General features: G+C 74.3%; 17 protein-coding genes. 8 read left to right on the top strand and 9 right to left on the bottom strand.

All coding sequences use genetic code 11. From position 1 onward, the window contains the following. Nucleotides 1-4: 4 nt before the first annotated feature. Together ACF089_RS07560 and ACF089_RS07555 are read left to right on the top strand one after the other, a co-directional pair. Nucleotides 5-184 (top strand): hypothetical protein, encoded by a 180-nt coding sequence (locus tag ACF089_RS07560; RefSeq protein ID WP_392023131.1) that lies wholly within the window; start codon nt 5-7, stop codon nt 182-184. Further along, nucleotides 151-585, top strand: coding sequence for a GNAT family N-acetyltransferase (locus ACF089_RS07555; RefSeq protein ID WP_392023129.1), 435 nt, complete (start codon nt 151-153; stop codon nt 583-585). The genes ACF089_RS07560 and ACF089_RS07555 overlap by 34 nt, the downstream gene beginning before the upstream one ends. 145 nt (nt 586-730) lie before the next feature. Here ACF089_RS07555 and ACF089_RS07550 read toward each other — a convergent pair whose 3' ends face one another. Continuing rightward, nucleotides 731-1,297, bottom strand: coding sequence for an EF-hand domain-containing protein (locus ACF089_RS07550; protein ID WP_392023126.1), 567 nt, complete (start codon nt 1,295-1,297; stop codon nt 731-733). 100 nt (nt 1,298-1,397) lie between these two features. Continuing rightward, entirely contained in the window at nt 1,398-2,069 is a 672-nt protein-coding gene (locus ACF089_RS07545) for a TetR/AcrR family transcriptional regulator (RefSeq protein WP_392023125.1), read from the bottom strand. Nucleotides 2,070-2,257: 188 nt separating this feature from the next. Between ACF089_RS07545 and ACF089_RS07540 the strand changes: the two genes are divergently transcribed. Together ACF089_RS07540 and ACF089_RS07535 are read left to right on the top strand one after the other, a co-directional pair. Further along, nucleotides 2,258-2,608: a hypothetical protein gene (locus tag ACF089_RS07540; protein ID WP_392023123.1), complete on the top strand. Its 351-nt coding sequence runs from the start codon at nt 2,258-2,260 to the stop codon at nt 2,606-2,608. Nucleotides 2,609-2,795: 187 nt separating this feature from the next. After that, nucleotides 2,796-3,494, top strand: a complete 699-nt coding sequence (locus ACF089_RS07535; RefSeq protein WP_392023121.1) for an SRPBCC family protein — start codon at nt 2,796-2,798, stop codon at nt 3,492-3,494. A 100-nt stretch (nt 3,495-3,594) separates the two neighbouring features. Here the strand turns inward: ACF089_RS07535 and ACF089_RS07530 are convergent, their stop codons facing one another. Both ACF089_RS07530 and ACF089_RS07525 read right to left on the bottom strand, forming a co-directional pair. Next, on the bottom strand, nt 3,595-4,245 hold the full coding sequence (locus ACF089_RS07530; protein ID WP_392023118.1) for a response regulator: 651 nt from the start codon (nt 4,243-4,245) through the stop codon (nt 3,595-3,597). Further along, nucleotides 4,242-5,444: a sensor histidine kinase gene (locus ACF089_RS07525; RefSeq protein ID WP_392023115.1), complete on the bottom strand. Its 1,203-nt coding sequence runs from the start codon at nt 5,442-5,444 to the stop codon at nt 4,242-4,244. The genes ACF089_RS07530 and ACF089_RS07525 overlap by 4 nt, the downstream gene beginning before the upstream one ends. Nucleotides 5,445-5,572: 128 nt before the next feature. Between ACF089_RS07525 and ACF089_RS07520 the strand changes: the two genes are divergently transcribed. After that, the gene (locus tag ACF089_RS07520; protein WP_392023114.1) at nt 5,573-6,553 is read left to right on the top strand and encodes an SDR family NAD(P)-dependent oxidoreductase; all 981 of its coding nucleotides are present in this window, start codon (nt 5,573-5,575) and stop codon (nt 6,551-6,553) included. A 166-nt stretch (nt 6,554-6,719) separates the two neighbouring features. Beyond that, nucleotides 6,720-7,376, top strand: coding sequence for a hypothetical protein (locus tag ACF089_RS07515; RefSeq protein ID WP_392023111.1), 657 nt, complete (start codon nt 6,720-6,722; stop codon nt 7,374-7,376). Nucleotides 7,377-7,571: 195 nt separating this feature from the next. Here the strand turns inward: ACF089_RS07515 and ACF089_RS07510 are convergent, their stop codons facing one another. Continuing rightward, nucleotides 7,572-8,237 (bottom strand): ScbR family autoregulator-binding transcription factor, encoded by a 666-nt coding sequence (locus tag ACF089_RS07510; RefSeq protein WP_392023108.1) that lies wholly within the window; start codon nt 8,235-8,237, stop codon nt 7,572-7,574. 291 nt (nt 8,238-8,528) lie between these two features. Continuing rightward, on the bottom strand, nt 8,529-9,242 hold the full coding sequence (locus ACF089_RS07505) for a ScbR family autoregulator-binding transcription factor (RefSeq protein WP_392023105.1): 714 nt from the start codon (nt 9,240-9,242) through the stop codon (nt 8,529-8,531). Nucleotides 9,243-9,399: 157 nt separating this feature from the next. Between ACF089_RS07505 and ACF089_RS07500 the strand changes: the two genes are divergently transcribed. Then, nucleotides 9,400-10,386 (top strand): ScbA/BarX family gamma-butyrolactone biosynthesis protein, encoded by a 987-nt coding sequence (locus tag ACF089_RS07500; RefSeq protein ID WP_392023103.1) that lies wholly within the window; start codon nt 9,400-9,402, stop codon nt 10,384-10,386. Nucleotides 10,387-10,451: 65 nt separating this feature from the next. Then, nucleotides 10,452-11,474, top strand: coding sequence for an NAD-dependent epimerase/dehydratase family protein (locus ACF089_RS07495; protein ID WP_392023099.1), 1,023 nt, complete (start codon nt 10,452-10,454; stop codon nt 11,472-11,474). Between the two features lie 102 nt (nt 11,475-11,576). On the opposite strand, the gene ACF089_RS07490 is transcribed toward ACF089_RS07495, so the two are convergent. From ACF089_RS07490 to ACF089_RS07480, 3 genes are all read right to left on the bottom strand, one after another. Then, on the bottom strand, nt 11,577-12,347 hold the full coding sequence (locus ACF089_RS07490; protein ID WP_392023096.1) for an SDR family NAD(P)-dependent oxidoreductase: 771 nt from the start codon (nt 12,345-12,347) through the stop codon (nt 11,577-11,579). 398 nt (nt 12,348-12,745) lie between these two features. Continuing rightward, nucleotides 12,746-13,030: a putative quinol monooxygenase gene (locus ACF089_RS07485; protein WP_392023094.1), complete on the bottom strand. Its 285-nt coding sequence runs from the start codon at nt 13,028-13,030 to the stop codon at nt 12,746-12,748. A 281-nt stretch (nt 13,031-13,311) separates the two neighbouring features. Continuing rightward, the gene (locus ACF089_RS07480) at nt 13,312-13,830 is read right to left on the bottom strand and encodes a GNAT family N-acetyltransferase (protein ID WP_392023092.1); all 519 of its coding nucleotides are present in this window, start codon (nt 13,828-13,830) and stop codon (nt 13,312-13,314) included. Nucleotides 13,831-14,125 lie beyond the last annotated feature (295 nt).

The raw sequence follows: 14,125 nt of genomic DNA, 5'->3' as shown, positions 1-14,125 counted from the left end.
GCACATGACCGTGCCGACTGTCATCACCCGGCTCGCGACGATTCCCGAACTCGACGAGGTGGCGGCGCCGTGTGCGGCCGCCTTCGCCGACGAGGCCGTGACCGCCTGGGCCTCCCCGATCCCGTCACCCGGCCGGCGCGCCCGCGCGGCATGTTCGGCGCGTCCCTCGGCGCGGGGGCGCTGATTCTCGCGGTCGCCGACGGCGAGCCCGTCGGAGCCTCGATCCGGTTGCCGCGATCGGGCGGGCCGGAGCCGTCCGCACCTCCCGCCGGGGGCGATCCGACGGTCCGCCGGCTGTCTGCGGTCCAGCGGGCGACGGACCTCCGGCGTCCCGGCCGGGCCCATCTCCATCTCCATCTCCAGTCCATGGCCGTCCGGCCGGAGCACCGCCGCCGGGGAGCGGGGGCCGCGATGCTCGCGTCCGGGCCGGCACGGGCGGACGAACTCGGTCTGCCGGTCCGTCTGGAGGCGTCCACCTCCGAGGACCGCCGGCTGTACGAGCGGCTCGGGTGCCGCGACCTCGGCGAGCCGATCCGCCTCCCGGAGGGCGGTCCGTCGCCGCGGCCGATGTGGTTCGAGAGCTGAGCCGCGCCGCTCGCACGGACCGGGTGCGCCGGTGCGGCTCGGGCAGTAACAGGGCCGACGGGGGGCTCGAAGGGCGGAGGCTCCGGCACAGGAGTCCCGGTGCCGGAAAGGGATCCGGGCATGGGCCCTGGAACGTTTTCGGGGCTCAGGCCGGGGTGAAGTCGGTCGGGCCGGTCCACCAGGTGCCCGGCGCGTGCGGATCGCGGCTCGTCCAGAATTCGACGAGGGCGCCGACGAACTCCTCCCGGGAGAGCCTCCCGTCCCCGTCCCGGTCGAGACGGCGGAATGCCTCGGCGGCCTGCCCGCGCGTGAGCGCGGGAAAGTGTCCGCGCTGGAAGACGAAGAACTCCTCGCCGTCCACCGTCTCGTCGCCGTCCGTGTCGGCGACCGCCAAGAACGCCTCCGCGAGCGCGCCGAGCGTCCTCCGGGCCGCCGGCGGGTCGTCGGCGAGCGTCCGCGTGGACGCGATGAACTCCGCCCGGCTCACCGCGTCCGCGCCGGGCGGCAGATGCGGGAGATGCAGCTCGCGCCAGATCGTCGAGTAGGCCGCGATCACGAGCTGTTCGGCCCGCGACCCCGGGTCGTGCCCGAGGGAGGCGGCGACCGACCGCCCCATCAGGACGTGGTCGTGCTCCGTCAGACGGCCGTCGCCGTCCCGGTCGAGATGGTCGAAGCCGTGGCCGATCTTCCGGGTGAGCAACTCGTCCGACATGCCGTGCCTTCCGGTCGGGGTGCGGTGGGCCCTCCCCTGATACATACCAGGCGGGCGGCGCGCCGATGCCTGCCGCCGGCCGCTCCCCCGGTTCCGGCGCTCACCGCCGACCGGCAGGAAGCAGATCTTCCAGTTCGGCCGCGAACAGTAGGGCCGGGTCGAGCCCCATCCCGCCGAAGTGTCCGGCGAGTTCCAGGGAGAGCACGCCGTGCAGCCGGGTCCAGAAGATCAGGGCCCGGTGGAGGACGGCGGGCGGGGCGGAACGGTCGCCCGCCCAGTGCCGGTGCTCGTCGAGGTGTGCTTCGAGGCGCTCTTCGAGCGGTGTGGCGGCACGGTCCGGCGACATCGCCGAGCAGGCGTCGAGCAGCATCGTCATGATCTGGTCGGAGATGGCGGTGATGTCGTCGGGCGCGTGATAGCCGGGGACGGGCGTGCCGTAGATGAGGAAGTACTGCTGCGGATCGTCGAGGGCCCAGCCGCGCAGGGCGTTGGCCAGCACGGCCGGGTCCGGGGCGGACGGCGCGCAGGCGGCGGTGAGGGTGTCGGCGAGGCTGCGGTAGGCGTCGGTGACCATCTCGGTGATCAGCTCGTCGCGGCCGGCGTAGTAGCGGTAGAGAGCGGGGCCGCTCACTCCCATCCGCTTGGCGATCGCGTTGAGCGAGAGCGCGGAGGCCCCGGCGGCGGCGATCTGCTCCCGGGCGTGCTGCTTGATCTCCGCGCGCACCTGGGCGCGGTAGCGCTCGCGCGGGGTCGCCGTACCGGTCTCCGCCATGATCCGCCCTCCGACTCGTGATGGCTACAAGCTCAAGTTCTGGCTAGAAGGTATCACGCACGCTATTGACGATAATCTCTCACGGGAGTTATAACTTATAACGAACGGCAAGGCGGCTCAGCGGCAGGCCTCGCCTTCGGACCCGCGCGTCCGAGCCGACCACGCGCACACGAGGGGAATGTGACGTCATGTCAGCCACATCCGTGTCACCCGTCAGCGGCACGGCACCGCGCGTCCCCCGGGCGGTGACGATCTGCGCCTGGGCGGTCCCCGTCATGGTGCTCGCCCAGTTCGCCCTGATCTCCGGCGTGCCGGTCGTCATCGCGCTGGTCACGGCCCTCACCCGGGTACGCGACCGAGCGGTCCGCGGAGCGGCCCTGTTCCTGGCCCTCTCCTTCGGGGCGCCGCTCACCGTCTGGCTGACGCGGCCCGACGGAGCACCGAGTCTGTCCAAGGACATCCACCCCGCGTTCGTCGGCCTGATCGTCGCCGCATCCGCCGCGCTCGTCCTCGCCGGAGCCCGCGCGCGCCGGGGCTGAGCCCGCCGGAGCACCGGAGGGACCGGAACGCCGGTCCGCACACCGCCCGCCCCGGCGCCGGACACCGACGTCTCCACGTGACCGTGTGCCCACGCGCCGAGGGCCCACCCCGGCGTGCCCACGTGACCACGCGCCGAGGGCTTGCCCCGGCGTGCCCGCACCACCTCGTAACGAAGGGAGCACCACCATGTCCGACCTCCGCGCCCTCACCTCACCGGAGCACCGCGGCCGGAGCCCGCGACCGGCGGCCGTTCGACGCCGTACCGGCCGCCTTCTCACCCTCCCGGCGCTCGCGCTCGCCGTCGCCGGTCTGCTCGGGACCTCCGTGCCGGCCGTCTCCGCCCAGCCCCGGAGCGTCCGTCACAACGGTTCCGCCGAATGCCGGGGAGAGGGCGTCGACCCCGAGGCGCTCGTCCGCCACGAGTCCGAGATCGTGATCGACGCGCCGCTGAGCACCGTCTGGAAGCTCCAGACCGATGTGGAGCGCTGGCCGTCCTGGCAGGCGCCGGTCCTCACCGCGGACCGCCTCGACCCCGGCCGGCTGAAGAAGGGCTCGCGATTCCGCTGGACCACCCCCGCGCCTCCCACCCCCACCACGCCCGCGACCACCTTGACGATCACCTCCACCGTCGGCCGGGTCGAGTCCGGCAGCTGCCTGCTGTGGCGCGGACCCGCCGTCGGCGAAGGAGTGCGCATCGACGAGGGAGTCCACTTGTGGACCTTCGAGAAGGTCCGGGGCGGCGTCCGGGTGCACACCGCGGAGACCTGGACCGGCGACCAGGTCGAAGCGGACGTGGCCCACTCCACCAAGCTGCTCGGAGAGGGACTCGAAGCCTGGCTGCGCGACCTGAAGGCCACCGCCGAGGCCCGCACCGGCCGTTCGTAGCCCGCGCCGCGCGGCCCTTCGGCGGGTGCCCCGGCCCGTGGTCCGAGCCCGCCCGAGCCGTCCGCCGGGAGCCTGCGGCGGGCGGCGGGCGGCGGGCGGCTCAGCCGACGAGCCCGCTGCGGACCGCCAGTACGGCGAGCCGGATCCGGTTGTCGCGGCCGGTCTTGGCCATCAGGCTCGCCACATGCGTCTTGACCGTGGTGACGCCCAGATGGAGCCGGTCGGCGATCTCCCGGTTGGACAGCCCCTCGCCCAGCAGCCCCAGCACCTCCCGTTCCCGGGGCGTGATCCCCGGGGGCGGCTCCTCGGCCGGCTCTCCGGCGGTCCGGTGGCCGCTCATCGCCCGGTCCACCAGCCGTCTCAGAGTGTCCTGACTGAACGGGGTCCCGCCGGCCGCGGCCCGGCGCACCGCGTCGAGCAGTTCGTCCGGCGGCGCGTCCTTGACCAGGAAGCCGCAGACGCCGGCGGCGAGCGCGGGATACAGATGCGTGTCGTCGTCGAAGGTGGTCAGCGCCACGATCCGGGTCGCGGGCCGGGCGGCGAGGATCCGCTCGGTGGCCGCCGTGCCGTCCAGCCGGGGCATCCGCAGATCCATCAGCACCACGTCGGGGAGGGTCCGTCCGGCGAGCCGCACCGCCTCCGCCCCGTCGCCCGCCTCCCCCGCGACCTCGATGTCCTCCGCGGGTTCGAACAGCATCCGCAGCCCCATCCGCACCAGGTGCTGATCGTCCGCGACCAGGACACGAATCACCGTACGGCCTCCTGTCGTTCGAGCGTCGCGGGCAGGGTCGCCCGGAGCCGCCAGCCGCGTCCGTCGGGGCCGGCCTCCATCCGGCCGCCGAGGAGGGCGACCCGTTCCCTCATGCCGATCAGGCCGTGCCCGGCGGGACCGGGCAGTCCGGAGGCGGCCGGAGCGCGGCCGGGGGCGCGGGCGCCGCCGTCGTCGCGGAGCGTCAGCCGTACCTCTCCGCGGTCCAGGATCCGCACCGAGAGCCGCGCCCTCGGTCCGGCCCCGGCGTGTTTGGCGGTGTTCGCCAGCCCCTCCTGGACCAGCCGGAGCACGGCGAGCCCCCGTACCGTGCCGATTTCGTCGAGACCGGCGTCCAGGGCGGTCTCCACGCGTACGCCGATCAGCGCGGCCCGGCCGGCCGCCGCCTCCAGCTCCGGCCGGAGCGCCCGGGGGCCGCCGGGGGGCGGATCGGCGCCGTCGGCGTCCGGGGCTCTCAGCACGGCGACGAGTCTGCGCAGATCGGCCAGCGCGGCGGCGCCGCTGGTGTGCAGATCGTCGAAGACCTCGCGCACCCGGGGTTCGGCGTCCGGCAGCACATGCCGGGCCACCCCGACGCGCAGCACCATGGACGAGACGTGGTGCGCCACCAGATCGTGCAACTCGCGCGCGAAGGCGGTGCGTTCGGCGGCGCGGGCGGCGGCGATGTCCCGCTCCGCCCGCCGGGCCCGCAGATCAGCCTCCGCCCGGGTCCGCTCCGCCGCCTTCCGCACCCCGCGCACCTGGGAGCCCAGCAGCAGCGGCAGTCCGGCGACGACCACCGCCCGATAGAGCACCGGAAGCGACTGCTCCGGCAGATCCGGGAGTCTGTTCAGCACCACCGCCGAGGCGAGCAGGGCCGCGCCCCTCAGCGCCGTACGGCCGCCGTGGCGCAGGGCGAGTTCGAAGAGGAACACCGCCGCGAGCGCCTTCAGCGCCGGAACCACTCCCGCGCCCGCGTGGTGTCCCGCCACCACCAGGACGCTTCCGGCCGACAGCGCGAGGGGCGGATGACGGACCGTCACCGCGCAGAGCAGCAGCCCGCAGACGGCCAGCGCGTGGTCCAGCGGGGTTTCCGGCCGTTCCAGCAGCAGCAGATCGCCCGCCAGCGCCAGGGCCGTCAGCACGGCCCGCACCGTCGCGTACCGCTCGTCGAAGGCGCGTACCGGCCAGGGGGAGTTCACGGATCCACGATAGGCGCGCGCCCGGCCGCCACGGCTCCTGCCGAAGGAGGAGGGCGCTCCTCCCGACGGCCGGAACAGCGGCCGCGCGGAGGGCGGCGGTCCCCTCGGCGGACGGCGAGAGTGGGGCCATGACCAACGATGTGAACAGCCCGCCCGTCCGTGCCGCCGAGGTCGCCGCCCCCGGCGGCCCCCGACTCCCCTCCCCGTCCGGACCCGGCCGGCGGACCCTCCTCGGCGGCGCGGTGGCCGGGGCGGCCGGAGCCGCCGCGCTCGGCGGAGCGGCCGAGGCCGCCGCCGTCGGGCCGCGATCCGGGCGGGGCCGGTTCGCCGGCAGGACGGTACTGATCACCGGCGGCACGTCCGGCATCGGCCGGGCGACCGCGCTGGCCTTCGCGGCGGAGGGCGCGCGGGTGGGCTTCTGCGGCCGGCGGACCGCTCTGGGCCGGGCCGTGGAGCGCGAGATCCGGGACGCGGGCGGGGAGGGCGTCTATGTGGAGGCGGACGTACGGATACCGGAGCAGGTGGAGCGCTGTGTGGACCGGGTGGTGAGCCGCTACGGCGGGCTGGACATCGCCTTCAACAACGCCGGGATCGGCGGCTCCAAGGAGCTGCGGGAACTGACCGTCGAGGAGTGGGACGACATCCAGAACACCAATGCCCGGGGCGTCTTCCTCGCCGTCAAGTACGAACTCGGCCCGATGCTGAGGGCCGGTCGCGGCGTGATCGTCTGCACCTCGTCGTCGGCGGCCGAGCAGGCCCGGCCCACGGGAGCGGCCTATACGGCGAGCAAGCGCGCGGTCCAGGGCATCGTGAAGGCCGCCGCCCTGGCGTACGGGACCCGTGGCATCCGGATCAACGCCCTGCTGCCCGGCACCACCGACACCCCCTTCGTCCGTCCTCCGGGAATCCCCGACGCCGACTGGGCCCGCTACCGGGACGCCTTCGGTCCGCTGAACGTCGACGGACTGGAGCGGATGGCCACCGCGGCGGAGATCGCCTCCTCGGTCCTGGGCCTGGCCTCGGACGACTTCCCCTTCATGACCGGCGCGTCGGTCGCCGTCGACGGCGGTGCGACGGCGGGCCGCCGTCTGGTGCAGCCGCCGCGCTGACGCGGTCCGGGGCGGGTCCGGCGGTTCTCCCGGGAGATGCGCACGGCGGGCCGGCGGGCCCACGTCCCCGGGGGGCGTGCTCCGCCCGGGCCCGTGCAACCGTGGAAGGGGTTGGTTCGTCCGTATGATCGAACGGTACGACCCGGGGGGATCGATGAGGCTGAGGATGCGCGAGCGGCACGCCATGGCGGCCGTCCTGACGGCGGCGGCGGTGCTGCTGACGGGCTGTGGCGGAAGCGGCGACGGGGAGAGGAAGGAGCAGGACGGCGGGCGGAGCCCGGCGGCCGCGCTCACCCCGGCCGAGGTCAAGGCGGTGCTGCCGCGTACGGGAGACGTTCCCGGCTGGAAGCCGGCCGATTCGATGGTCCTGGATATGAGCAAGGGGGCCTCCGCCGGGGCGTGCGCGGGCGGGAAGCAGGGCGAGTGCGCCCGGGCGAGGGCGATCGGGAGCATCGTGCTGAGGAAGGCCGGTGAGGGGGAACTCGACTTCAGGGTCTTCGCCCACCGGGACGCCGAGACCGCGACGGAGGCGTACCCGTTCCTCTGGAAGGACGCGTCCGAGTCCTGGATCACTCCGGCGGAGAAGGTCTCGATCGGGACCCCGGGCGACCGGCGCGACGCGCTCCGCGGCGAGTTGGAGACGGGCTACGGCTCGCATGTGCAGATACGGGTCGGTCCCACGCTGCTGCTGCTCAGGGTGATCACCCCCGACGGACGGCCGCACCGGACCGACGCGCAGCTGCGCGCCCTGGGCGAGATGTTCGCCGAGCGGGCCCGGGAGGCGCACGACGGCGAGCTTCCCTCGGCCGTACTGCGGGGCTGAGGGCCGCCGCCCCGGAGCGCCTCGGGCGGTGACGGCGGCTCCGGAACGGCTGCGTCCGGAGAGCGGCCGGTCCCCGGGGCCGAGCGTCGCAGCCGGTCGACGCCGGGGGCGGGCGGCGGAGGCGGGCGGCGGTCCGGCCTGGTCACGGTCGTCGCGGGGGCCCGCGTCGGCCCGGCCTCCGCAGGACGACGGCCGTCACCGGCCCCGGGCGGGGACGGCGGGCGGAGCGGGCCCCGGGCCGCCGACGAACTCGGCGGGCTCGCAGTCGAGTCGTCCGCTCTCCACCGGGTCGGCGGCGATCCGGGGAAGCAGCAGACGCCAGAAACCGGCGAGCGTACCGGAGGAGAGCCAGCCGGGGTCGGACCGTGCGAGGGCCTCGAATCCGAGTACGGCGGCGGCGACGGCGGCCGCCGTGTCGGACGGCGGCACGGCGCGGGAGAGCGAGCCGTCGGCGTGGGCGCGCTCCACCAGCCGCACCACACTGCGGTGCCACTGCTGCGGGAGGCCGAGCGCGGATCCGCGGGAGGCGTCGGCGCCGAGGCGGAATCCGGCGCGCACCACGACGTCCTCCCGCAGCTGACGGGTGATCGCGTGGGCGGCGTCGGCCAGCGCCTGGAGCGCGGGGGCCGAGTCCGGTGCGCCGGCCGCCCGGCGCACCCGCTCCGCCGCCTCGGTCTCCACCGCGACGGCCAGGGCCTCCTTGCTCTCGAAGTGGAAGTGCAGGGCGCCGTTGCTGACGCCCGCGCTGCGGCTGATGGCGGTGAGCGAGGCGACCGCGAAACCCTGCCGGTCGAAGGCCTCGGCCGCGGAGAGCACCAGCCGGCCGCGCGTGCGGACGGCACGTTCCTGTTTGGGCGTCAAGGGAGCTCCTGGCCTGGGCCTTCGGACGCGCGCACACGTCCGGCCGATGAGGGGATACCCCGCGGCGGCGGTCCGCCCCGGGACGGCCCATGAGGCCCCCGGGCGGGCAGCGGGGGGCTGGTGGCGTCCACGATACAAACCGTCTGACCTGCTGCCAAGTCAAAGCAGACCGATTGCCTTGTTTTTCTGAGCGCCCTCACCCGGCGGACCGCACCCGGAAGAAGAGGGCGACGCGCGTACGGGAGGGAGGAGGCCGGGCGCTCCGTCACAGCGCGCCCGGCCGGGCGGGGTTCAGACCGCGGCGCCGGCGGCCTTCCCCTCGGGTCCGGGATCCTCGGCGGACCCCGCCCCCGCCTCCGAGGCCGCCGCCGCGGCGGCGGCCTCGGCCACCTTCTCTATCCGCCCCTCGCTGACGTCGATCCAGGTCAGCATGGAGGCGGGCACGATCGAGGGCAGTACGTGATTCCACATCACCGCTATCCGGCGGACGAGGTCGTCACGGTCGGAGGTGACGCGTGAGACCGCCTGGAGTCCGGTGAAACAGCCCACGATGAAGTCCCCGGTCTCCTCGGGGTTCACATGCGGGAGCACCTCGCCGCGCTCCTTGCCCTCCGCCAGCAGCCGTGCGCAGACCTCGCCCCAGGCCCCGAAGGGGCTGATGTCCGAGAAGTCCACCGTTCCCTGGTCCAGCGACAGCCGGGTGCCGGCCCGCAGCACCGGGTCGTGCAGCAGACCGTGGGCGACCAACAGACTCAGATCGACCAGCTCCTGGGCCCTGGAGCCGGACTCGGGCACCGTCACCCGCAGGGTCTGCTCGCTGAGCACGCCACGGGCCAGGTCCTCCTTGGAGGCGAAGTGGAAGTACATCGCCCCCTTGGTGACCGAGGCCCGCGACAGGATCTCGGCCACCGGGGCGGCCTCGAATCCGTACTCGTCGAAGACCGATGCGGCTGCCCGCACGATCGCGCGCCGGGTCCGGACCGCCCGTTCCTGTCGCACTGCCATAGGGACTCTCCTGTCGTACACGCGCCACTCGAGGGCGATCCGGTCACTCAGTCTGGTAGATCCATGCCCATCTATCAAAAGAACCGGTTGGTATGTATCTTACTGGCACGGGGGACGGAGACGCCGCCCCCGAGCCGCCCGCACTCATGGGGGATTCGTGTCTGTCGTAACGCTTCCGCGCCGCACCGTGCAGTCCATCGAGGCCCAGGCGTCGCGCGCCATGCCGGAGAAGCACCGCTCCATACCCCGTGAAATACGCCTGACCAGCACTGTTCCCAAGGAACTCGTTCATCGGGCGGCCATCGCCGAAGTCTTCCTCACCGGCTGGGAGCGCACCGGCGACGACCGGTTCGCGGTCACCGCCCAATGGCCCAGGGCGCACAGCTTCTTCACTCCGGTCAGCGGCTGCTACGACCCGCTGCTCGCCGCAGAAACAATCCGGCAGGTCGGTACTCTTCTGGCGCATGCCGAGTTCGATGTGCCGCTCGGGCACCAATTCCTCATGTGGAACCTGCACTACGACATCCGTCCCGGGCGGAACGCGGTCGGCGGCGCGCCCGCGGACCTCGAACTGGACGTGGTCTGCCTCGACGTCCGCCGCCGCGGCCGCCGGCTGGCGGGCATGCGGTTCGAGACGACCATTCGCGACGCGGGCCGTGTCATCGCCTCCGGCGGCGGCCACTTCGACTGCACCAGCCCCGAGGTGTACCGGCGGGTCCGCGGCGAACGGGTCGGCGCGACCGGCCCCCGTACGCTCCCGCCGGCCCTCGCGCCCGCCGCCGTGGGCCGGTTACTCGACACCGACGTCGTCCTGTCCCCCACCGACGAGTCCCGGGTGTGGCGGCTGCGCGCGTTCGAGCAGCACCCCGTTCTCTTCGACCACCCCGTCGACCACGCCCCCGGCATGGTCCTCATCGAGGCCGCCCGTCAGGCGGCCCGGGCCCTCGACCCCGCGGAGCCGTTCCTCCCGACGCGTATGCGCAGCGAGTTCACCCGGTACGCCGAACTCGACACCCCCTGCTGGATCTCGGCCGAGGAGGTGACCGAGGCCGGGAGCACCGGCCGGACGGTCCGGGTCCTGGGCCACCAGGACGGCAGCCTCGTCTACAGCAGCCTCCTCAGCTCCCCCGGCGACGGCCGGTGAACACGCTCACCGCGGCGCCGCCCGCCCCTCGGAGACCGGGCCCGCCCACGGCGCCGCGGATTCTGGTGACCGGGGCCGGCGGCTTCATCGGCGGCAGGGTGGCCGCGGCCGCCCGGGCCGTCCCCGGCGCGCGGGTGATCCTGATGTCCCGCAGCCCCCTGCCGGACCGCGCCGACCGCACCCACCACTCCGACGCCGCCGACCCCGCCGACGCCTCCGACCGGTCCGAGTCCGGCGACCGGTCCCCATCCCGCGACCGCTCCGCATCCGGCGATCCGGCGGTCCGGCACGTCCGCGCCGATCTCCGCGACCCCGCCTCCCTGCGCGGCGTCTGCGACGGAGTGGACATCGTTCTGCACTGCGCCGTTCGGATCGGCGGCCCCGACCCGGCCGTCCGCGCCGTCAACGAACACGGCACCCGGGCCCTGGTCGCGGAGGCGGAACGGGCCGGAGTGGGGCGTCTGGCCCAGGTGTCCACCGCGTCGGTCTACGGCCGGGGCGTCTTCCGCGACGCGGAGCCCTCCGGTCTCCCGATCGCGCCCGGCTCGGAGACCAGCCGCAGCCGGGCGGCGGCCGAACACATCGTGCTCGCCGCCGGGGGAACGGTCCTCCGCCCGCATCTCGTCGTCGGCGCGGGCGACCGGTGGGCCGTGCCCGGACTGGTACGGCTCCACCGGCGGCTGGCCGCCACCGTCGACGGATGGCGGGCGCTGCTCTCGGCGGTCGACGTGGACGACCTCGCCCGCGCCGTCACGGCGGTGGCGACCGCGCCCGGAGACGCCTCCGGCGTCTGGCACCCCAACCATCCGGCCCCGGTGTCCTGCGCCGATGTCTTCACCGCGCTGGAGCACGGGCTCGGCCTGCCGCCCGCCACCGCCGACATCGGCGTCGAGGAGGCCCGGCGGCGGCTCGCCGGCGACAGCGTCTCCCTCCACCATCTCGCCATGCTGACCACCGACCACTGGTTCGCCAGCACGCGCCTGTGGAAGGAGACCGGCTGCCCGCCCGGCCGGGGCATCGCCGAGAGCCTCGCCCGCCACGCCCCCTGGTACCGCCGCCACCTCGGGCTCTCCGTACCGCCGGGGTGATCTCCCCCGGGCTCCCCCGGATCCGGCCGGACACGACGGCGCGCGCCCGGCCGGATCGGGGGAGACGGCGGCGGTTCTGTCCGGGGAGACAGCGGCGGCGGTTCAGAGGATGGTGAAGCCTCCGTCGACGACCAGGGTCGACCCCGTCACATAGGAGGCGCGTTCACTGCACAGCCACGCCGCCGCCTCCGCTATCTCCTCCGGTTCGGCCGTACGGGGCTGAGGAGTGGCGCGGTGCAGGGCCTCCTCCACCCCGGGGTTGAGCGCGAACCAGTCGGCGACCATCTCACTGCGCGTGGTCCCCGGCGCTATCGCGTTGACCCTGATGTTCCGGTCGCCGTACTCGGCCGCCGCCGCCTTGGTCAGCCCGATGACGGCGTGCTTGGACGCCACATACGGAGCCGCCACCGGTGTGGCCACCAGCCCCCCGGTGCTGCTGGTGTTGACGATCGCGCCGCCGCCGCTCTCCAGCATCGCCGCGAGCTGCGGACGCAGGAAGTTGAACACCCCCCGGACATTGGTGTCCATGATCTCGTCGTAGACCCGGTCCTCCATCAGATGCAGCGGTGTACGCGGGGCTCCGAACCCGGCGTTGTTGAACGCCGCGTCCAGTCCCCCGAAGCGCTCGACCGCGAACTCCACCGCCCGTACCGCGTCGCCGGGGACCGTGGCGTCGGCCACCGTGTACGCCGCGCGGGCACCTTGGTCGCGGAGTTCGCCGGCCAGAGCCGCGAGTCTCTCCTCCCGGCGGGCGGTGAGGACCACCGCCGCCCCCTCCCGTGCGAACACCCGGGCCGCCGCGGCCCCGATACCGCTGCTCGCGCCCACGATCAGAACCCTCTTGCCCGTCAGAAACCCCTGTGTGTCAGCCATGTACGGAGTCTGGCGCGGCCCGGGCCCGGACACACCACAACAGCGGAATCGCCCTGCCCGCCCGTCGCCGGGATCTCCGCGCGGCGGCGGGATCCGTCAGTGCCGCACGACAGCCCGCGTCCGAGGGGAGGTCCCGGTGCCGGAGCGCGAGACACGGCTTGCCGTCTCCACCAGTACGACGCCGTCGGCCTCGCCGGCGCCTGTCCGGGACCGCGGCTGACGGACGCGCGGGCCGTCACCGGACCGCCCGGGGACTGGCCGAAGCCGCCGGAGCGGGACCGCTGCGGCGGACGGGGCGGCCGTTCCGGAATCCGCCGTGCCGGGGCGGCGGAGACGCCCCGGGCCTCTGGAGAAGGGGTGGGGTGCCTCCGCCACCGCGCCGGCCGCCGGGGCAGTGCCTACGGGGCTTCGACGCCGGACACCCGGTACCTGCTCACCTCGGCGTCGCGGATCGCCGCCGTCTGCTCCGGCTCCGGGCCCGTGCCGCGGAAGCACTCCAGCTCCTCGTCCGTCTCCCAGCGTTCGTACACATTGATCCTGTCCGGCTCCAGAGGGTCGGCCGACAACGTGAAATCGAGGCAGCCGGGGGCGGCCCGGGCCTGTTCGACGACGTTCGCGCATCCGGCCAGATAGGCGTCGCGCACGTCGGCGTCCACATACAGCTTCCCGGCAATGATGATCACAGCACTCCTCGTATCGCGCTCATTCGCCCGGCGGTCACGGACAGCGTGGCCGCCCCGCCGGGCGACACGGCCACCACGGGTCGGACTCCGGCGGCCCGCCGAACTCATCGGTCCTCCCCGCCATCACGGGGAAGCGTCACGACCGCACCGGCCGCGACTCTCGAATCAGGGATCGGCGCGATCTCCGTCATCCGCGTCTCCTCCCCGTCGGGAGCGGCCCGGGCTCGGGCCGCTCGCTCTGTTCGGGACCGCGGCCCGTGCTGTCAGGGGCGTCCGTCCTCCTACATCGGCAGCGAGAGCAGCGCGGCCCGGCCCGCCGGCCAGGCTCCCCCGGCCAGCGGGGTCCACAGGGCCGGGAGCGGCATACGGACGGGACCGCCGGGCTGCTCAACGTCCAGACCGCCGTCGACGAGCCGCCATCCGAGGTGTTCGTAGAGCGGCACGCGCTCCGGCAGGCAGAACAGAAGCCCGTACTCCGCCCCCGTGTCGCGGGCGTGCGCCATGGCCGCGGCCACGACCGCGCGGGCCAGCCCCCGGCCGCGCGCATCGGGCGCGACGACGACACCGCCGAGGCCCGCGACCGGCGAGCGGGCCGCGCCGACCGCGACCGTCACCCGCACCAGACCGGCGTGGGCCACCAGGCGGTCGTGGTCCCGGACGCCGAAGTGCGCTTCCTTGGGGAGCCAGGTCAGCCCGGTTCCGGCGACGCCGAAGGGGTCGGGGACGCCTCCGGTGATCTCGTCCAGCTCGGTCGTCGTGTATTGCGCGAGCCTGATGACGGAGGGCGGGGAAGAGATCATCCACGCATCATCGCGCGGTCCCGCGCGGGTGTCACCCCGGCGCGGCCCCGGTCCCGCACCCGGGATCCATCGGTCTCGGCGAGCAGCCGCCCGCGCCGCCTCCGGCGGTCCCGCCCATGCCGCGTCCGCCCGGTGAGCATGCGGCCGGACCCGGTTCCCCCAGGGGCGCTTGGGGGCTGAGGGCACCAACGACGGCTATCGGCCAGATGGTTCCCGGGCAGCCCGAATCCATCCTCGTGTACGTCATGCTCAGATCAACCCGGGCGGCCGGACGGGCCGCCCATGGAGCAAGAGG

Origin of the sequence: Streptomyces sp. NPDC014894, from assembly GCF_043080985.1 — a bacterium.
Lineage (GTDB): Bacteria > Actinomycetota > Actinomycetes > Streptomycetales > Streptomycetaceae > Streptomyces.
The sequence above is the reverse complement of the archived record's forward strand: the minus strand, read 5'-3'. Positions and strand labels throughout refer to the sequence as shown.